This window comes from Streptomyces sp. NPDC088252, from assembly GCF_044740965.1.
GTDB lineage: Bacteria > Actinomycetota > Actinomycetes > Streptomycetales > Streptomycetaceae > Streptomyces.
Map to the genome: position 1 here is coordinate 1 of NZ_JBIURS010000047.1, position 18,019 is coordinate 18,019.

Consider the following 18,019-nt stretch of genomic DNA (forward strand, 5'->3'; position numbering starts at 1 on the left):
GTGCCGTGACGCTCCAGGCCGGCCCCTGGACGCGGCGGCGTGCCTTGGCCCGGCGCGCGGAGCCTTTCTGTGTCCGTGCCAGTGCCCGCTGGGCTTTGGCGAGTCGCTTCTCGGCTCGGCGCACGTGGCGGGGGTTGGTGAGGAACAGGGTGGTGGGGTCGTCGGGGGTGAGGGACTGGGAGAGGGCGGCGAGGTGTTTCACGCCGAGATCGACGCCAATCGTGCCCAGTGCCCTGGCCTTGCTGATGGCGGGTCGGTTTGTCGGGCAGGTCGGTGGTGACCTTGCAGAGCACAGACGCGAACGAGATGCGGCGAGCGAACTGGAGCATGGCCAGCCGCGACGGAGAATCTTCGGACGCACGTTCGAGTTTATGCGGTCGGTGGAGCCTGTCGTGAGGCCTGGCATCGGCTGCGCCTCGCGATAGACCCCAGCCACCCGTCCAGCCTCCGGCGGACATGCGGAAGCGCCTGCATTCCAGCTTGCGGAAATGCTGACGCTTGCCCACGGCCACCCAAAGCGGGGGGAGGTAGCACGGGGCTCTGTTGTCGCCCGTCAGGCGGCTACCGGACGGCCGGGGACGTGGCGCGGCTGGACTGTCACACGTACGGCGCCCGCGTCCCGGCCGACGTCTGAACCGCGTCCGGGTCCGGGGGATCGGTCAGGTCGTGCTGCGGCGCCACGGTTTGTCATACGAGCCGCCGCAGGCGCGGCAGGAGGAGGTGTAGACGGCGCTGGCGGGAGTCATCTGCTCGGCGGGCTCAGCCGGGTGGGGCTGGCCCATGATGACCGCGGTCAACTCCGGCCCCGCGCAGGAGCACGGACCGCCCGTACGCCGGGGGCGGGCTCGGCGGGGTGCGGGTTACCTTGACCGGGCCCGCTGTGTCCGGCCAGACGGTCTCCACCGCCTCGGGCAGGCCCTTGAGGCCATCGCAGATGAGCATGAGCACATCGTCCAGGCCGCGGTTCTTCAGCTCGGTGAACACGTGCAGCCAGTACTTCGCGCCCTCACCGCCGTCGCCGGCCCAGACCCTCAGGATGTCCCGGGTGCCTTCCGTGGTCACAGCCATCACGACGTAGACCGGCCGGTTCGCGACCTGCCCGTCCCTGATCTCGACGTTGATGGCGTCCACGAACAGAACCGGATAGACACGGTCGAGGGGCCGGTTCTGCCATTCGGTCATTCCCTCCATCACCTTGTCGGTGATCGTGGAGATGGTCTGCTTGGACACCTCCGCCCCGTAGACCTCGGCCAGGTGCGCTGAGATCTCCCGTGAGTGAGGCCCTTCGCGGACAGGGAGAGCACCATTTCGTCCACGCCGGACAGGCGGCGCTGCTTCTCGACTATCTGCGGCTCGAAGCTGCCGGCGGTGTCCCGGGGCACCCTGACCCCGACCGGACCGACGTCGGTCAGCACGGTCTTCGCACGAGTGCCGTCGCGGCTGTTGCCGTTGTTCTTCCCGGCTGGATCGTGCTTCTCATAGCCGACATGGTCGGTGATCTCACCCTCCAGCGCGGACTCCGGCACTCGCTTGGTCAGCTGCTGCAGCAGCCCACCCTCTCCGGTCAGCCGCAGGCCCTCGCTGCGGGCCCGGTCCACCAGCATCGCGACGAGCTGTTCGTCCGACGCGGCCGACAGCATCGCACCACCGGCCGGCTCCTCGACGGACTCGTGCTCGATCGTCGTCTCGCTCACTCGGCGTCTCTCTTTGATCAGCAGATCCGCCGTTGATTAGACACTCCCCGCGATGGCAGGGGGTTCGTTGAGCTCACCTTGCCCGATGTCGACCCGCAGCAGCGGCGGGACGTTGAGTGGGCCAACGTCTGGGTCGACGACGAGATCACCGACGCCGATCGGGACTGGGTGTCCACCCACCACCCCATCCCGGCCTTCCTCCACCGCGTCGCGTCGTCCCGCGGCCTCACCACCGAAGACTTCGCAGTCCTCGATCAATGGCTGCGGCCCACTTGAGGCTCCCCACGGTGATCCACAGGAATTGACAATTGCTCCCGCTGGCCGAACTGTTCGGCTATGCGACCCGGCTGCGCAGCCGGACCCAGGGCCGGGGAACGTTCACCACCCGGGCCACCGGTTACGCCCCGGCACCGGGCGCGGTGCCTTGCGGGACACCGGACCGGTAGAACCTTCGACGGCCCCGCCCGTACGCGGGCGGGGCCGTCGAAGCCGCGGGGTCGGTTGTAGCCGAAGCACCTGGGAGCGGTGCCCTACTCACACCCTGAGGCCGCACAACCGTCTCAGGCGTCGGACAGCAGTGCGCGCAGGCGGTCGGCGTCGGCTACCTGGAGCCGTTCGTCGATCGCGAGGGCCTGGCAGAGGAACGCACGGCCCACACGGGCGGCCCCAAGGCATGCGAGGGATCGCCCGGCGCCTTCGAGGGCGCGGACCTCATCGTAGGGGTAGCGGATCTCGCGGGCCAGGCGAGAGCCGCCTCGTAGCCTCTAACACCACCTGTTAGACGGCTGTTAAGGAGCACGAGAAAGATCGGTTCCATCGATCCGATCGACATCAAATCAGGGGGAGTTCGTGCGTAGCCGGCACGGCGCCGCCTCTCAGCACGCCGATCCCCACAGCCCACCAACCGTCCGAAGGACATCATGACAATTGCAGCGAAGGCCACCACGGCAGGAGTGCTGGCCGCATTCGTATTCGCCGGACTCATCACCCCGCAGGCCGCCTCGGCTGACTCCCCGTCTCCGGCCTGGGTCGGGACCCTATCCGCGCAGGAGGTCGGGGCGGCCAAGGCCGCCAACGACGACCGGAACGACAAGTCCAAGGACGGCTGGGGCGGCAGGAACGCCACCGCCGCCGAACTCAAGTCGAAGGACGCCTACATGGCGGCCCACAAACCGAAGGCCGTGACTTCCGCGACGAGCAAAATGCTCGCGAACACCCACCAGGGCCAGTGGTACAACAACTACTGTGGGCCCGCCACGCTGGTGATGGCCTTGGGCATGCGCGGTATCTGGAACCACGACCAGGGGACCTTCGCCAGCTGGATCGGCATCACGCCGAACAACGGCGGTACCGGCGTGGACCAGATGGGCAAACAGCTGAACGACGAGGCGGGCGGGTTCCCCTATGTCAGGATCAACCTGCCCTACACCCCGACCAGCGCAGACGTCGCCGCGTTCAAGAACCGCCTCATAGGCGACACCGATGCCGGCGCCTCCCTGGTTGGCAACGCGATGGAGGTCTACAACGGCCCGCACCTTGTCGGCCACCCCAACAACAGCACGACGATCTATCACTGGTTCCCGTTCCAGGGCTACGACGGGGACTGGGCGGCCTACCTGGACTCGGCGACCACCGTGTGGTCCAGCGTGCCTTCACGGAGCGGAATGCCCAACAGCACCCTCGTGACGATCATGGGCGGCCGTGGCTACAACTGGTAGGGAACTGCTGATCGCAGCGGTAGGCGTGGCGCTGGCGAGCACCTTCGGGTGCTCGTCGGAACCACGCACTTCCGAGGCGACAGCAGAGTCTCCTACCCCGAGCAGCGCAGCACCCTCCCAGCCGTCCGTTTCCGCGCCCCCGGCCGATTCCGGCAAGCCGTTCTGCAAGGTGGACACCCCAGCCGCCTGGAAGCAGGCCCAGACCGCCGGCATGCTCCAGGCGGCGCAGGGCGAGTCTTTGAACCCGATGGCGGTGGCGCCCGACGGCTCCTCGGTGATCGCCTCCAGCCGGCGTGATGGCCGTGCGACCTTGGTCTGGTTGCGTGACCAGGGTCGCAAGCGCACCACGATCTACACCGCCGCCAACTCCGGCCAGGGTGGCCTTGGCCTGGCTGACTTCGACGGCCGTTGGCTGGTCTTTAACGTCCTTGCCTCGAACGATGTCGGCTCCAAGTGGGAGCTGTTCGCCTGGGACTCCCTGGCCGGCGGAGCCCCCAAGAGCATCGCCAAGACCCAAGTCGGCGCCGACGGGAACCCGGTGCCCGGGCCGTTCATGTACCCGTGGGTCAACAACGGCAAGGCGACCTGGGTCCAGGGAGTCAGCGACGGGACCAAGGACCAGAAACTCACCGACGTCCAGCGGCAGGTCCATCTCTACGATCTCGCCTCGGCGACCGACAAGATCGTGCGCACCGGGCGCATGGCGCCCTCGTTCTTCGCCGGAGACACACTGGTCTGGCCAGAGGCCTTCGCCATCGACACCCCCACGAAGCTCACTGCGGTTACCGCGCATGGCAAGCCGGGCAGCCTCCCCGCGGCGCTGGCCGCCGCTGACGGCTCACCGGCCTCGGCGAGCGACGGAACCACCTGGGCGTGGACCGGAGTGGGCAACAAGAATCTGTACGCCTGGAGAGCCGGATGGCCGGCGCCGGTCATGGTGGTCGAGGGGGTGCCCATCGACTGGGTCCATGTCGCCGGAGATGTGATCACCTGGACCGATTCCACCGCGACTTGGGCCGCCGACCTGCGCGGGCGTGCCTACACGCAGATGACACCGCAGTACGGCGGAACCAACAGCCACGGGACCGCCGTCGTCGTCTCCTATCCGGGACCAGACAAACGATCAGTCAGCTACGTGTTCACCAGTGCAGGCCTCGCCCCGCTTTCCTGCCCGCAATGAGGGCATCTGGCTCATAGGTACGTTCCAGCATCGGGCCTCCGAGGGACCGCGACCCGAGCCAGGACTGTGGCACAGATCCCGCAGTCCTGGCTCGACACCGGGACCTGTCCGGATCCGACTACATGTACGTGTGGGCCGACGGCGTCCACCCCAAGGTCCGCCTCGGCCAGGAGGGAGCTGATCGCGCTCGCCGAGGGCCTGCGCGAGTCGACTGAGTCCTGGGCCGACCTCCTGCGGGACTGCCGCCGGCGCGGCATGCGCGATCCCGAGCTCGTCGTCGGCGACGGAGCCATGGGTCTGTGGCGGTCCCTGGCCGAGGTGTTTCCGCAGGCCAGACATCAAAGGTGCTGGGTTCACAGAACCCGGAACTTGGTCAACGCCCCCGCCGAAATCGGCCCAGCGGCGCGAAGTGGCCCAAGGCCGTCAAGAAGATCACCGACGACGTCGATGAACTCCTGGCGTTCTACGACTTCCCGGCCGAGCACTGGGTCCACCTGCGCACGACAAATCCGATCGAGTCGACCTTCAGCACGGTAAAGCTGCGGACCAAGGTCACCCGCGGCGCCGGCAGCCCGGCCGCGGCCCTGACGATGGTGTTCAAGCTCGCCGAGTCCGCCCAGGCCCGCTGGCGCGCGATCACCGCACCCCACCTCGTCGCCCTCGTCCGCAACGGCGCCCGCTTCGAACGCGGCGTCCTGGTCGAGCAGGAGCAGGAGGCCGCGGCATGAGTGAGCGTAAGGAATGCCCGCTGCTGTTCCTGGACGTCGACGGACCTCTCCTGCCGTTCGGTGACGGCCCGCAACGCGAGCCGTCAGGCACCGCGACAGATTCGCACCTGACGCGGCTCGACCCGCGCGTCGGGCCCCGCCTCGCGGCACTGCCGTGGGAGGGGACCAGCGAAGACGCGGCGACGGAGCGGTTCGGGGAGTTCCAGGAACCCTGGGACCGGAAGTATCCGGCGGTCATCAAACTGTGGGAGAACGCCTGGGCAGAGTTCGTGCCCTTCCCCTCCTTCGACGTCGAGATACGAAAGGTCATCTGCTCGACGAACGCGATTGAGTCCGTGAACGCCCTCATACGCGAGGCCGTCCGGGCCCGCGGACACTTCCCCGACAGACTGTCAGGAGGATGAGGTAGTCGACCGGGTGCTGCCCCTCCGGGGCGATGCCGATGTGGCCCGGCTCGTCACCGGCCAGCCGGGCGATGCCGACCGTCACCAGCGTCGAGGTGCCCGGTACGAGCAGGAAGACCGCCGTGGTGCCGAGCGCCGCCCGTGCGGGCCCGAACCGTCTGCGCAGCGATGTCCACGTGTAGCCGCGCAGCGTCGTCTCCTCGGGCAAGGCTTCAAGCAGGAACGCGACGACGGCGTTGGTGACGAGAAAACCAACCAGGGTGACGAGGTCCAGCTGCTGCCAGACGAATAACCCCGAGGCCGTGCCCGCGCCCAGGACCAGCGCCGCTGCCACGGCCGTTACCCCAACGCCGGTGAGGAACGCCCGTAGGCTCGCGCCCGGACTGCCGAAGCCGACCGTCCGGCGGTGTGACAAACGCAGGACGAACGGCACGGCCACGACGGTGACGAGGGCCGCAGCGATCAGCCGGGCGGCCAAGCCACTGGCTCCGGTGGCGTCCGCCAGTACGGGTCCGAGTCCGTTGCCGACACCGAGCGCCACCGCCATGATCAGGCCGTCGGCCAACGCGCGGCCCATGGCCCCGGCGGCCGTGGGCGCGGGTGAGGGTGCGCGTTGTCGTATGTGTAGCTCAGTCACGGCGCTCCTGGTGACGGTAGGGCCGACTCCTATCGACAGCCCGTGTGCTTTCCAGGCTCGCCCGACCACCAGTCAGGGGCGTCGTGCGCGCGGACGACCCCCTATACATCCTTCGGCGCAGTGGAAGGGTCGACTGGTCGTTGGCCACCGGCTCCGGCTCCGGGCGCTCGGCCAGCTGCCCCGGCGGTCGTACCTCACGCGGTACGGCCCACCTGACGGGGCGCGGCGGGCGTGATCGTGGGCAGTCCGGCTCGTTCGGCCGCCAGGCGCTGCAGAGCCCGTGCTCGGGAGGCGTCGCTGGAAGTCACCCGTGCCCGGACGGCGTCCTTGTCGCGTAGTTCCTCCAGTGCCTGGCGGCCGTCCCCGAAGCGTTCTTCCGGCTCGCGGGCCTGGTCGCGGATCTGCCGCTGAGCAGCGGCCAGGACCTTCGGGTCCGTCGTCTTCTCGGTGGTCCAGGCGGCCCGGTGCGCAGCGATTACGGACCTGGCGGGGCATCGCTCGGATAACGCCCTCCGTACGACCCTCACACACACCCGAGCAGACCGCCCAAGCCGCCGCCGACCGCCACGCCGGGGCCCGGCACGCGCCAGGCGACACCGCCCACCCGGCTCGGCTGGCTGGCTGGCTGGCTGGCTGGCTGGCTGGCTGGCTGGCTGGCTGGCTGGCTGGCTGGCTGGCTGGCTGGCTGGCTGGCCGAGCTCTACCCCTCGACTGCGCGAAACACAAGCAGTACATAGCCAGAAGCAAGCGCAGACACGTGTTCCAACCCCCATCCCTCGCCCTCGATCGCCTCGATCGTGTCGTGGAACGCCTCGGCACGATGGGACAGAGAGGGCGGTAGATCGTTCGGCAGTCTCATCGCACTGGCCACGACGACGGCGTACACGTTGTGCAACGCGCGTCGCCGTTCGCGGGCGGCGCGGCGGTAGGGCTCAACCAGGTCGGCAAGACTCTCAACGACCACCAGCGATCTCCCTCCTATAACTCGGACTCCCCCAGCCGACCATGGAACACGACAGCAGCCGCAGCGTCCATCGGTTCGGAGGCAAGACCGACTCTCTCGGTCGTTTCCGCCCCCACCTGCCTCTGGAGTGCTCGTACGGGTCCGGCGGCAGCGCTTGCTGCGTGCCCGGCCGGACGGTCGACAGATCAACACCAGGACACCCGTGGGGTCGGTCGTAAGCAAGAGTCAGACTGTCGCGGCCGGGACTACCCCATCCTTGCGGGATCCGGTACGAAGAAACTGACAGTCGTAGGCGTCGCCGACCGAGCCGATCGACGCCGCGATGCCCACGGCGTCCAGATGCTCGGCGAGCCGGAAACTCGTATATTGACCGGATTCAACTGGTCGATGCAACACCGGTTCAATGGAGCAGCAGTAGCTGCTCGTTGAATGCCTCGACTGGTGTCTTCCAGCCGAGTGTCTTGCGGGGTCTGGTGTTGAGAGCGTGGGCGACGGCATCGATCTCCTCGGCGGACCACCTTGAGAGATCGGTGCCTTTCGGGAAGTACTGGCGCAGGAGCCCGTTGGTGTTTTCGTTCGTGCCGCGCTGCCACGGACTATGAGGATCGGCGAAGAACACTGGAATGCCAGTCTCGACTCTGAACCGCGCATGAGCCGACATCTCCTTCCCCCGATCCCATGTCAGCGACCGTGCCAACTGCTCGGGCAGTGTCGACATCGTGTTGGCGAGTGCTCTTTCATCGTGATCGCCCCATAGCCGGCCAGCGCAGGACCGTTCTTGACCGTGTGCTTGTGCCGGTAGCCGTCCTCACGCGGCAGGTGAACCAGCATCGTGAATCGAGTTGACCGCTCGATGACGGTGCCGATCGCGGAACGCTCCAGCCCGGGATCAAGTCGCCTTCCCAGTGGCCAGGAACGGCGCGGTCCTCGGCCTCGGCGGGCCGTTCACTGATGAGCGCTTCAGGTGTGACGTGCGCCCAGGTCTTACGACGCGAACGAGCACGCGGGGCGCGCAGCGCGCGGCCCGTGCGAAGAGGCACAAGATCAGTTCACGCTTGAGCGCCCCACGGCCCTGAATGCAGAGAGCCTGGTAGATCGCCTCGTGGCTGATGCGCATGGACTCATCATCCGGGAAATCGAGTTTGATCCGGTTCGCGATCTGCTCCGGACTCCACGCCTGAACCCACGCACGATCCTTGCGATGCGGCTTGTCCCGCCCCGCCCACTCATCCGTCGCAGGACCTGCGATCGCCCTTCCTCCAGGCGTGCTGATCTGGCCGGACAGCCGTGCCTGGACGTACGCGTGCAACCGCGGATTGGCAACCAGCTTCGCCTTCTTCGGGCGGCGTGCAGCCAGGTCAGACTTCCACTGCGCGACCGATGCCCGATAGTCGAGCCTCCCGCCCCTGGTGGCCGCGTTGCGTCGCAGCTCACGCGAAATCGTCCCCGGATTACGACCGACCTCTCGAGCGATCTCGCGCACGCCCTTGCCCTGGGCCTTGAGGAGCGCGATCTCCTCTCGTTCACGAAACGACAGGTACCTGCCTGAAGGCGGCTTCGGATCGAACGGTCGCATGCCGCCACACTGTCGGTACCAGCGCGTGGCCACCGCCGGCGCCACGCCGACGATACCGGCGGCTTCCTCGGCGAGAAGACCCTTGGCGATCTCGGCCCAGAACGCCACTTCGACGTGCCGCCGGTACTTCGGATGTCCCGGGCACCTCAACTTCGGACGCACCGCTCGATCCGCTGCCTGCTGACGACGCACCCTCCAACACCTCCGTTGACGAGGTGTTGCGACGACCGGTTGAATCAGCCCTGCGACCCGGCCTCCGAGTGACGTATCAACTCGCCTTCCGTGTGGGGGAATCCGTCCCGGTCGCGCTGCCACAGAGCCATCTCCAGGGCGTCCAGTACGAGCCTGGTCTCCTTCGATGTGGCGGCGGACCAGCCAACGATCCGGCGGGAGAAGGTGTCCACGACGAAGGCGACGTAGACGACTCCGGACCAAGACCTGACGTAGGTGAAGTCAGCGACCCAGCAGCGGTTCGAGGCCGGCGCGACGAACTTGCGGTCCAGCAGGTCCGGCGCCCGTTCGACTGAGCTGTCCGGGGTCGTGGTGATGACCTTCTTTCCGCGGACGGCACCGGTGATGCCGAGATCGCGCATCAGGCGTTCGACGGTGCACCGGGCTACTTCGTGGCCCTGGCGGTGCAGCTCACGCCAGACCTTCCTGGCGCCATAGACACGGAAGTTGGTCTCGTGGACCTCGGTGATCAGCTCCTTGAGGGCGGCATCCCGCACCTGCCTGGCCGAGGGGGTGACCGCGCGTTTCTTCGCCGCGTAGTAGGTGGACGGGGCAATCTTGCAGTCGTGCTCGGTGAGTGTCCTGCAGATCGGCTCGACGCCGCCGAAGCGGCCCTTGTGCTGGTCGATGAACGCTACGGGCGTGTGTGTGGCCGGTCGAGCTCGGCCGCGAAGAAAGACGCCGCGGCCTTCAAGATGTCGTTGGCCCGTTTCAACTCGGCGGTCTCCTTCTTCATTGCCTTGATCTGCGCGGGCTCCTCCGTGGTCGTCCCCGGACACTGCCCGGAGTCGATCTCGCCCTGCTTGAGCCAGTTCCGCAGAGTCTCGGCCGAGCCGATACCGAGCTTCTGGGCGACCGCCCTCAGCGCAGCCGACTCGTTCGGGTAATCGCCACGAACCTCAGCGCCCATACGGACCGCTCGTTTGCGCAGCTCAAGGGGATACGAAGAAGGGCGTGCCATGACTCAGCACTTCACGGAATCGAGTCTCTATTCGAACCGGGGTGCCTCTGTGTCTTGTCAAGTCCCATGGTTAGGGAGCGACTTGGCTTTTCGCTCATCGGCAATCATGACGCGCCACACGTGGTCGGCCAGGCGGCGTTTCAGGCACCGCTTCGCTTCCTTCGGCGTCTTACCCTCGGAGAGTTTGCGCTGGTAGTAGGCGTGTCCGGGTGATTTCGGCATCCGTATCTGCACGACCGCGATGGTGTGGAGGACGGAGTTGAGCTGGCGGTCGCCGGAGCGGGAGAGCCGGTGGCGGGCTTTGTCCGCGCTGGCGATCTCCACCGGGGCGGCACCGGCATAGTTCGCGAATGCCGCCGAGGTGGAGAAGCGGTGAGCCCGTCCGGTGCGGCCGATCAGCCGAGCGGCCATGACTGGCCCGATGCCCGGGGTGTCCATCAGCGTGCTGCTCGATGCCTCTACCAGGCTCTGCATCCGGGCAGCGTTGTCCGTGAGCTGCTTGTCCAGTTTCCGGATCTCGGCGGCCAGGTCCCAGGCGATGTCCTTCCGGACGGTCTCGATATCGCCGGCGGGGCGGACGGATCGCAGCAGTTTGGCGGCCAGGTCCGCGGACAGCTGGGTCGGGGCGCCGCCGGGCAGCAGGTCACGCAGCAGCGCGTGGAGCTGGTTGACCGTGCGCACCCGGGCCTGGGCCAGGTTCACACGCCGTTCGTCCAGGAGGGCCAGCGCCGTGGTGTGATCCTCAGGCGCGAGATCCCGCCCTTCTCCCTGCAGATAAGCAACAGTGGCTGCGGCCGCTGCGTCTATCCGGTCGTTCTTACGCCGTCCACCGCGGGAAAGTTCGCGCACCCGGCTGGTCGCCGCGGCAGGCACGTCGACGACGCTCTCACCGCGGGCGATGAGCCACTGGGCGAGATGCCGGCCCAGGCCGTTGGCGTTCTCCACAGCCCACTTCCGCTGTGGCCACCGCTTGGCCCAGGCCAGCAGCCGCCGGTAGTCCGCCAGACTGGCCTCGATCCGCATCGACCCGACCTGCTGGTTCGAGACCGGCTCGACGGCGGTGGCCGTGTGGGTGGACTTGTGTGGGTCGACACCGAGCAGTATCACGGGACCTGATTCCTCACAGTCGGACGACGGGGACAGCCACGGTCGACACGCCGACTTCCGGAACCAACCTGGCCGGGACACGCCTCTGTTGAGTCAGACCGCGGACGGACACCGGACCGGCGACATACCCCGGGAGAGCCAGCCCCGAAGAGCGGCAGACGGTTCACGAGTCACCCGGACCGGCGTCCTACGGCACGCTACGAGCGGCCAACCCGACCGCGTCCCGCTTTCCCCATATAAGTCGGCGGTTCAATCCGAACTGCATGTTCTTGTTTGTCTGGTTGAAGGGGCGTCAGGCCGGCCAGTAACGCGACCGCGAGGGGTGGCCCTCGCGGTCGCGTTCCCCAAGGCCCATGTCCAGGGCGTCCAGGACGAGTTGGGTTTCCTTGGAAGTCGATGCGGACAAGAGTTCAGCCTCGGTAGCCATGCACAATGTCTTGGGGCTACCCCAGGGGGTTAGTTAATACCGTGTGTATCTGGCAGGTAGCACCATTCGGGGATTGGAATCGAGGAGCACATCGGCGGGACCGAACCATGCGGCCAGTTCGCGGATTTCGGGGTCTTCGAGAAGGCGGAGGCGGCCGTCTTCAATAAAGGGTGTGCCGTCAATGGTGATGGTCGGCTTGTCGAACTGGCAGTCGCAGTGGGCGTGTCCTGGCCCGCTACGGTCAGGCTCCCCCTCCTCGGTCAAGGCGTCCAGGCCAAGGTAGAACGCACCGGCGTGCTTCTCCCGTTCGAACTGGGTGCCACCGCTTGAACGCACTTTCGGGTTGAGTCCGATCAGGGCGTGCCGCAGGTAGTAGCCCCTTGGTGAATAGTGACGTAGCTCGGTGGCGGCAGTCGCGCCCTCGATCGCTGTTACCACGTTGTTGGTGAGTTCGATCGTGGTGGGCTCGGCCGGTATGCCGGTGACCGTGGACTCCTCGATGACCAGCAGCCCGTCGGTGCGGTTGGGGTAGAAGTTGACACCACCGTAAGGGAAAGGCCGCCACATTCCAGCGATAAGAGGAGCGTGATGGCCACTGGTGGCGAAGTCACGGAAGGTCACATCGGTTCCTGCAGCGGTGGTTACCCGGATCTCGCTGGCTGCGGCGAGTTGAGCGGTCGCCTTAGCTTCCAAGGCGAAATACAGCTCCAGCGGGAAGCGGGCACCGGTGGCCAGAGCCGATGCGGTCGCGGTCTGGTGCAGTGAGAGGAACCGGGCCTTGCGCTTGGCAACCTCGTCGAAGAACAAGCGGTCGCTGTGCACCTCACCCCACCATGTGCAGGAGAGCACCACATCAGCCTCGGCGTGGATGGCCGACAGCATTGGTGATGGCCCCTCGGAGTCCCAGCCACCCGCGCTGAACGGGGGAACAGCCAGAACGTGCACCTCGGCGTTGCGATAGGCGGCTGCTGCCGCCAGTGCCTGCACCACCACAGGGTCCACCGAGTTCTCCGTCAGGATCAGCACCTGTTCGCCGGCGGCAACGGCGGTGTACTCCATGACGTTATAGGCGCCGGGCATGAGTTCGGTGATGGACAGCGGTGCTGCCATGGGAGTGTCCAAGTAACTGAAGCAGGTCGTTCCGTTCATGCGGATCAAATCCTTTCCGGTGCCAGCTGGGCGGTCGTTGATTGGGGGAGGCGGACGGCGCGACCAGCTCCAAGGCCGAAGAGGCCCTGAACGAGGGTCAGCGCGACAAGAATGCCGAGCGGGACAGTCCACCCACCGGCGAGGTCGTGGGCTGAGCCGAACAGCAGGGGCCCAACGGCGGCCAGGAGGTAGCCGACGCTTTGGGCCATGCCGGACAGCGCGGCGGCCTGGGACGCGTCGGCCGCACGCTGGCCTTGGAACGTCAGCGCCAACACCAGGCAGGCGCCGCCGCCAAGGCCGATCAGCGCACTCCAGGCGGTCGCCATCTCGGGGGCCAGGAGCAGCCCCATGTATCCGGTGGCGCACATCAATGAACCGCTGACGGCCAGCAGCCGTTGGTCAGTGAGTTGTCGGGCGAGTATCGGCACACTACTGCTGGAGACCAGACCGGTCACCTGGAGCAGGAACAGCTGCCAGCCGGCGGCGCCTTCGGAGGCGCCGTGGTCGTGCACGATGCTGGGCAACCACGCGATCGTGGTGTAAAAACCGAGGGACTGCAGTCCCATGAACGCACTGACCTGCCAGGCCAGTGGGTAACGCCACAGAGTATGCGCCTGCACCGCTCCGGGGGCGGTGGTTGTTACGGGCCGGCGACGGGCCAGTTGCGGTGCCCAGGCCAGGACCCCGAGTAGCGCCAGCACCGCCCAGCAGCCCAATGCGGTATGCCATCCTCCGGGAAGATGGTCAGCCAGGGGCACGGACACCCCGGAGGAGACCGCGGCTATCAACCCCATGACAGTGACGTAGAGCCCAGTGACTGCGGCGATCCGCCGTTCGGGAACAGTGCTCTTGACCAGCGAGGGCAGCAGCACGTTGCCGTAGGCGATCGCTGCTGCCATGACCACGGTGCCGGCGAACAAGGTCACCACGCCGGGCAGCGAGCGCAGCACAATGCCGACCGTCAGCACCAGCAAAGCGATCCACAAGACACGCTCGGTTCCGTGGCGCTGCGCACTCCTGCCCACCAGCGGTGACGTGGCCGCGAAAGCCAGTAGTGGCAAAGCGTTGAGCAGTCCTGCCGCGGTGCTGGACAAGCCGGTGTCGTGTTCGATCATCGGCAGCACCGAGCCGACACCTGTCAGCGGCGCCCGCAGATTCGCCGCAACAAGCAAGATCCCAACCAGGAGCAACCCCACGCGAGGCGCTCCGCCCTGGTGACCGTCGGATTCGATCCCGGGAGCGTCAGCGCCTTTCGGGACAGTCACGCTCATGCACCCCCTCTTGCCCCAGCGCGGCGCGACGGCTGATCCGCACGAGCGTGGAGGCGGCGGAGCGGGCAGTCACCGCATCTCCCGCCGCAATGGCCTCTACCAGGGCGGTGTGCCAGTGGTCGTGTTCGGCGGCGATATCCCTGCCCCAGGTCAGCCCGGCGACCACTGCGGCCAGCCCGCTCCCCAAGTGCTTGTAGACCTCGGCAAGCAACCCGTTCCCGCCGGCTTCCACCACCGCCAGGTGGAATGAGCCATCGACGTCAGCCAACGCGGTCATCTCACCGGCGCAGTTGGTCTCCTGCGCCTTGTGCAGCAGCTCCCGCAATCGCTTCACGTCTGCGCTCGTCCGACGCTGCGCGGCCAGCCCCGCAGCATGCTCCTCCAATACCGCGCGCAGCTCGAAGACATCGGACAGGTGTGCCGTTGCCGCCCTGCGCACCAGCACTGCCTCCAACTCGCTGGCGACCCGGACGTAGGTGCCGTCTCCGGCACGGGCTTCCAGCAGGCCCAGATGCACCAAAGCGCGCAAGGCCTCTCGCACGGTGTTGCGGCTGATTCCGAGAATCGCGACCAACTCGTGTTCGGGAGGTATGCGACTACCGACCGGCCAGCGGCCGGAGGCGATCTGCTCCCGTAGTTGATCAGCGGCCTGGGCGGACAGGGTCGCGGCACGGCGCGGCTCTCTCAACGCCTCCATTCAAACCTCCAAATGTTGGACAGCTGTAGGTAAACACATGACGCCTCCAACGCGGCAAGGTGATCTACGTCACATCACGCGACGTGCAGTCGACGTGCACCTCTCGATGCCCAGCCAGGCACACGGGAACGTGCCCACACGGCCGGGGCGTCGGCATCACCGACCCCTCGCAGGGGTTCGGCGTCGCAACGGGGTTCATGAGCGCATGCCAGATGAAACAGCGGCCCGGCCGAGGTGTCAGTGGGCGTTTGATGTTGATTTCTGCGGGCCATTTTCAGACAGTTTGCACAGTTTTGTTACTACACACATGGCCTGAAAAACTCGGGCGTTCCCGACTGATCGGGAGTCTCCATCCCGTGCTAGACCAAACGGAATTCAAGCAACGTGTGCAAACAAAACGGGCAACCCGCTCGCCACCCTGGATCCATGAATGCGCCCTTAGGGGCTAATCATCCCGAAAGTCTTCCGACCTCATTAGCGACATATCACCACTGAACGTCCCTAAACACCCATCGAAAGAGCGTTTTGTCCTAGCGGGAGCGTTTGGTAGCTGGCGCGTTGTCGCCGTTTGGGGCGGACCGTACCGATGCGTGAGGGTCTGCCCGTGGAGTGCGATGTGGGTGGTCAGGCGATGTGGCGGTGGCCGATGCCGCCGGCTGTCTGGGAAGAAGAGACCTGGACCTGCTCGTGGTGTCATGCAGCCACTCATGTCGGCGGCGAGTGGTTCGAGGTCTCGCGGCCGCGGTATCCGCCTATGGAGATGCGCTGGGAGAAGGCCGTCGCGGATGGCCTTCCTGCCGATGTCTCCCACGCCTTCGGCATCTTCGACAGGACGCTGTGCGGGATCCAGGAAACCGGCATGTCACCGTTTGACCATTGGTGGCTGCCGGAACGAGAGAACGCCTGTGCGCCCTGCCGGGAAGCGGCGGGTGTCATCGACGACCGCTGGCCGCAGGCGATGAGGGGTGAGGACGCGCGAGTCAGTGTGGCCCGGCAGCTATGAATTCTTCCAGTTCGGAGTCGACTCTCGGGTGAGCCTGCGGCTCGTCAGGTCGATCATTGCGAGGCGGATCATGGCTTCGGAGCGGTGCGGGTGGGTTTCGTAGTCGCGCGCGAGCCGGCGGTGGTGCATGAGCCAGCCGAAGGTCCGCTCGACGACCCAGCGCCGCGGGATGACCTTGAAACCCTTCTGACCGGGGTCGCGTCGGGTGATCTCAACATCGATCCCGAGGCGGGCGCCGTGGTCGATGGCCTTGGTGCGGTATCCGGAATCAGCCCACGCCTTTGTGACGCGAGGGTGCCGTGTTTGAAATGTCGATCAACACAGGTCTTGATCGACATTTCGGGTACCGCATGGCGTCACGACGGTGGAGACAACGCACCGACCCGCCGCCCGGGTCATCTGCCTGGACGCTGCCCACCGCATGCTTCTTCTGCGCTGGCGGGATCCGTTCGACGGGACATGGCTCTGGGAGCCTCCCGGTGGCGGCATCGAGCCTGGCGAGACGCCGCTGGTGGCGGCACGACGTGAACTGGCAGAGGAAACCGGCCTTGGCCCGGCTGCCGTCCTTGACCGGTCGGTGCTCGTAGACCGTGATGTGCAGTGGAACGGCAAGCGGCACATCGGGACGGAGTATTTCTTCGTCGCTCAGTTTGCCGACGAGCAACCATCCCTGGTGCGGACCGGCCTGCTCCCCGACGAGCAGGCCAACCTGGACACGCACGCCTGGATCGCATGGCCGGATCTGGACTCGCTGCCGGACCCGGTCGAGCCGCCGCAGTTGCTGACTGTGCTCGGCACCTTGGTGCCGGACGGCCCGTGGTGTGATCGTGTATGAGGTACGGCACCCCCTTTTTCATTTCAACTGTCGCCGGCTCCCCTTCGCCTGGGCGGCCAGCTCTGCTTCCTGGTCGTGACGGCCGCCGGGTTCCTGCCGTCCCTGCGGGTTTTTACGCGGCACTGATCGGTGCTGGATCAGCGGGGAGCTGCCAGTCGCCGCCGCGGTCTTCCCTGGAAAAGCGGGCGGTGAGTTCCGGGACGTGGAGGAAGCAGGCAAGCGCGGTGATGGCCTGGAAGACGTCGATCGAGCGCTGAGTAATCGGCATGCCCAAGCGCAGCAGGCGCGGGTTGACTTCGCTCTGGATCTCGTCGACGAAGGGGCGCAGCGTTCTGTCGTAGTTCGCCAGGGCGGTCGGCAGGTCGCCGGGGTGGCGGTTGATCTCGCCGGCCAGGACGTGGGCTCCGACCAGGCCGCCGGAGATGCCCATGCCGCTGTAGGGGGAGGCGCAGTGCGCGGCATCGCCGACCAGGACCACGCGGCCCTTGGACCAGGTATCGGTGCGCACTTGGGCGATCTCCTGGGAGTAGAAGAACGGGCTGGTCTTCATTCCTTCGAGGAAGCGCTCGGTCTGCCAGCCGGCGTCGCGGAACCGGTCGGCCCAGAACTCCTGCTGGCGCTCGACGGGCGCGCGGTGGATCGTGGAGGATTCCTCGGACTCCTCCCGCATCACGAAGTACACCTGGGTCTCAGTCGGGTTGTGGCTGCGGCGCATGATCTGGCGGCCTTTCGGGACCATGTAGGTGTCCCGGATGTTGCTGTCGGAGGCGATGCGCGGGATGAACCAGTAGGCCATGTGAATGCCGACGCGCCAGTACGGGTCGAAGCCCTGCGGCAGGAGGGCCCGCCGAATGCGTGATCCCTGCCCGTCCGCGCCGATCAGAAGATCGAATACTCCGGACGAGCCGTCGGAGAAGTGCGCGATGACCTTGTGCTCGTCCTGCTCGAAGCCGTCCACGCTCTTGCCGAAGACGTACTCGGTGTCGTTCTTCGTCGCGCCGTGGAGGATGCGCACCAGGTCGCCGCGCATGATCTCGTACTCGGAGGTGAGGGTCTGCCGGCCCTTTCCGGACGTATTGGCCGTGATTGTCGCCTTGGCCTTGCCGCGGGCGTCGACGAAGGCGACACCCGCCTCGTCCACGAGCGCGCCGCGAACGGCGTCGAGGAGGCCCATCCGGCTGACGGCCTCGATGCCCTGCCCCCGCAGGTCGACCTGAGCGCCGGTGGCCCGCAGAGCCGGGAAGCGTTCGACGACGGTCACCCGGTGGCCGTCCCGCGTGAGCCAGAACGCCGTGGCCTGCCCTGCGACCCCGCCGCCGGCGACGAGAACGCGCAAGGACTGTGTTCCTGATCGTGTGATCACGAATCCACTCCAAAATCTATCAGTGAATGGTTCATTTCCCAGTGTCATCTATCAGCGATAGATTGCCAAGGTGA

16 protein-coding genes and 6 pseudogenes are annotated in these 18,019 nt (G+C 66.7%); 8 read left to right on the forward strand and 14 right to left on the reverse strand.

The genetic code is table 11. The features are described 5' to 3' along the window. Together ACIOHC_RS42200 and ACIOHC_RS42205 are read right to left on the reverse strand one after the other, a co-directional pair. On the reverse strand, positions 1 to 202 hold a 202-nt coding region (locus tag ACIOHC_RS42200; RefSeq protein WP_401846736.1), incomplete at its 3' end, for a transposase. A gap of 683 nt (positions 203 to 885) precedes the next feature. Next, positions 886 to 1,640: pseudogene (locus tag ACIOHC_RS42205) on the reverse strand (IS256 family transposase); the annotation flags it as partial. Positions 1,641 to 1,772: 132 nt separating this feature from the next. Here ACIOHC_RS42205 and ACIOHC_RS42210 point away from each other — a divergent pair. From ACIOHC_RS42210 to ACIOHC_RS42235, 6 genes and pseudogenes are all read left to right on the forward strand, one after another. Continuing rightward, the gene (locus ACIOHC_RS42210; protein ID WP_351085774.1) at positions 1,773 to 1,970 is read left to right on the forward strand and encodes a hypothetical protein; all 198 of its coding nucleotides are present in this window, start codon (positions 1,773 to 1,775) and stop codon (positions 1,968 to 1,970) included. A gap of 35 nt (positions 1,971 to 2,005) precedes the next feature. Then, positions 2,006 to 2,140: pseudogene (locus ACIOHC_RS42215) on the forward strand (hypothetical protein); the annotation flags it as partial. A gap of 474 nt (positions 2,141 to 2,614) precedes the next feature. Then, positions 2,615 to 3,412 carry a hypothetical protein gene (locus tag ACIOHC_RS42220; RefSeq protein ID WP_401846739.1) on the forward strand — a complete coding sequence of 266 codons (798 nt, stop codon included), beginning with the start codon at positions 2,615 to 2,617 and terminating at the stop codon, positions 3,410 to 3,412. Between the two features lie 211 nt (positions 3,413 to 3,623). Then, complete coding sequence (locus ACIOHC_RS42225; protein ID WP_365694440.1) at positions 3,624 to 4,592, forward strand: hypothetical protein; 969 nt, start codon at positions 3,624 to 3,626, stop codon at positions 4,590 to 4,592. A 95-nt stretch (positions 4,593 to 4,687) separates the two neighbouring features. Further along, a pseudogene (locus ACIOHC_RS42230) lies at positions 4,688 to 5,320 on the forward strand (transposase); the annotation flags it as partial. A gap of 203 nt (positions 5,321 to 5,523) precedes the next feature. Continuing rightward, positions 5,524 to 5,703 (forward strand): annotated as a pseudogene (locus tag ACIOHC_RS42235) (transposase); the annotation flags it as partial. Here ACIOHC_RS42235 and ACIOHC_RS42240 read toward each other — a convergent pair. The 10 genes and pseudogenes from ACIOHC_RS42240 to ACIOHC_RS42285 form a co-directional block, all read right to left on the reverse strand. Continuing rightward, positions 5,666 to 6,301 carry a type II CAAX prenyl endopeptidase Rce1 family protein gene (locus ACIOHC_RS42240; protein ID WP_401846761.1) on the reverse strand — a complete coding sequence of 212 codons (636 nt, stop codon included), beginning with the start codon at positions 6,299 to 6,301 and terminating at the stop codon, positions 5,666 to 5,668. The pseudogene ACIOHC_RS42235 and the gene ACIOHC_RS42240 overlap by 38 nt on opposite strands. A gap of 254 nt (positions 6,302 to 6,555) precedes the next feature. Then, positions 6,556 to 6,888 carry a hypothetical protein gene (locus ACIOHC_RS42245; protein WP_401846742.1) on the reverse strand — a complete coding sequence of 111 codons (333 nt, stop codon included), beginning with the start codon at positions 6,886 to 6,888 and terminating at the stop codon, positions 6,556 to 6,558. Positions 6,889 to 7,061: 173 nt separating this feature from the next. Beyond that, positions 7,062 to 7,325 carry a hypothetical protein gene (locus ACIOHC_RS42250; RefSeq protein ID WP_401846743.1) on the reverse strand — a complete coding sequence of 88 codons (264 nt, stop codon included), beginning with the start codon at positions 7,323 to 7,325 and terminating at the stop codon, positions 7,062 to 7,064. Positions 7,326 to 7,725: 400 nt separating this feature from the next. After that, a pseudogene (locus ACIOHC_RS42255) lies at positions 7,726 to 8,901 on the reverse strand (IS30 family transposase). A gap of 236 nt (positions 8,902 to 9,137) precedes the next feature. Further along, the gene (locus ACIOHC_RS42260) at positions 9,138 to 9,761 is read right to left on the reverse strand and encodes an IS3 family transposase (protein WP_351087296.1); all 624 of its coding nucleotides are present in this window, start codon (positions 9,759 to 9,761) and stop codon (positions 9,138 to 9,140) included. A gap of 5 nt (positions 9,762 to 9,766) precedes the next feature. Continuing rightward, positions 9,767 to 10,042 carry a transposase gene (locus ACIOHC_RS42265; RefSeq protein ID WP_351087298.1) on the reverse strand — a complete coding sequence of 92 codons (276 nt, stop codon included), beginning with the start codon at positions 10,040 to 10,042 and terminating at the stop codon, positions 9,767 to 9,769. Between the two features lie 108 nt (positions 10,043 to 10,150). Further along, positions 10,151 to 11,200 carry an IS110 family transposase gene (locus ACIOHC_RS42270; RefSeq protein ID WP_401846744.1) on the reverse strand — a complete coding sequence of 350 codons (1,050 nt, stop codon included), beginning with the start codon at positions 11,198 to 11,200 and terminating at the stop codon, positions 10,151 to 10,153. Between the two features lie 460 nt (positions 11,201 to 11,660). Beyond that, complete coding sequence (locus tag ACIOHC_RS42275; protein WP_401846746.1) at positions 11,661 to 12,776, reverse strand: hypothetical protein; 1,116 nt, start codon at positions 12,774 to 12,776, stop codon at positions 11,661 to 11,663. 5 nt (positions 12,777 to 12,781) lie between these two features. Further along, the gene (locus ACIOHC_RS42280; protein ID WP_365694575.1) at positions 12,782 to 13,972 is read right to left on the reverse strand and encodes an MFS transporter; all 1,191 of its coding nucleotides are present in this window, start codon (positions 13,970 to 13,972) and stop codon (positions 12,782 to 12,784) included. A gap of 46 nt (positions 13,973 to 14,018) precedes the next feature. Further along, the gene (locus ACIOHC_RS42285; RefSeq protein ID WP_351086746.1) at positions 14,019 to 14,744 is read right to left on the reverse strand and encodes a FadR/GntR family transcriptional regulator; all 726 of its coding nucleotides are present in this window, start codon (positions 14,742 to 14,744) and stop codon (positions 14,019 to 14,021) included. A 586-nt stretch (positions 14,745 to 15,330) separates the two neighbouring features. On the opposite strand from ACIOHC_RS42285, the gene ACIOHC_RS42290 reads away from it, so the two are divergent. Next, positions 15,331 to 15,747 carry a hypothetical protein gene (locus tag ACIOHC_RS42290; protein WP_351086747.1) on the forward strand — a complete coding sequence of 139 codons (417 nt, stop codon included), beginning with the start codon at positions 15,331 to 15,333 and terminating at the stop codon, positions 15,745 to 15,747. Here ACIOHC_RS42290 and ACIOHC_RS42295 read toward each other — a convergent pair. Then, a pseudogene (locus ACIOHC_RS42295) lies at positions 15,742 to 16,044 on the reverse strand (transposase); the annotation flags it as partial. The gene ACIOHC_RS42290 and the pseudogene ACIOHC_RS42295 overlap by 6 nt on opposite strands. 67 nt (positions 16,045 to 16,111) lie before the next feature. Between ACIOHC_RS42295 and ACIOHC_RS42300 the strand changes: the two are divergent. Continuing rightward, positions 16,112 to 16,582, forward strand: coding sequence for an NUDIX domain-containing protein (locus ACIOHC_RS42300; protein ID WP_351086749.1), 471 nt, complete (start codon positions 16,112 to 16,114; stop codon positions 16,580 to 16,582). A gap of 112 nt (positions 16,583 to 16,694) precedes the next feature. Here the strand turns inward: ACIOHC_RS42300 and ACIOHC_RS42305 are convergent, their stop codons facing one another. Further along, the gene (locus ACIOHC_RS42305) at positions 16,695 to 17,918 is read right to left on the reverse strand and encodes an FAD-dependent monooxygenase (protein ID WP_365694580.1); all 1,224 of its coding nucleotides are present in this window, start codon (positions 17,916 to 17,918) and stop codon (positions 16,695 to 16,697) included. Positions 17,919 to 18,019 lie beyond the last annotated feature (101 nt).

Excerpts from the sequence above, each read along its gene's own strand:
- ACIOHC_RS42220 (WP_401846739.1), top strand. The coding sequence starts at position 2,615 with ATGACAATTGCAGCGAAGGCCACCACGGCAGGAGTGCTGGCCGCATTC.
- ACIOHC_RS42225 (WP_365694440.1), top strand. The coding sequence starts at position 3,624 with ATGCTCCAGGCGGCGCAGGGCGAGTCTTTGAACCCGATGGCGGTGGCG.
- ACIOHC_RS42240 (WP_401846761.1), bottom strand. The coding sequence starts at position 6,301 with ATGGGCCGCGCGTTGGCCGACGGCCTGATCATGGCGGTGGCGCTCGGT.
- ACIOHC_RS42265 (WP_351087298.1), bottom strand. The coding sequence starts at position 10,042 with ATGGGCGCTGAGGTTCGTGGCGATTACCCGAACGAGTCGGCTGCGCTG.
- ACIOHC_RS42275 (WP_401846746.1), bottom strand. The coding sequence starts at position 12,776 with ATGAACGGAACGACCTGCTTCAGTTACTTGGACACTCCCATGGCAGCA.
- ACIOHC_RS42285 (WP_351086746.1), bottom strand. The coding sequence starts at position 14,744 with ATGGAGGCGTTGAGAGAGCCGCGCCGTGCCGCGACCCTGTCCGCCCAG.
- ACIOHC_RS42290 (WP_351086747.1), top strand. The coding sequence starts at position 15,331 with ATGCGTGAGGGTCTGCCCGTGGAGTGCGATGTGGGTGGTCAGGCGATG.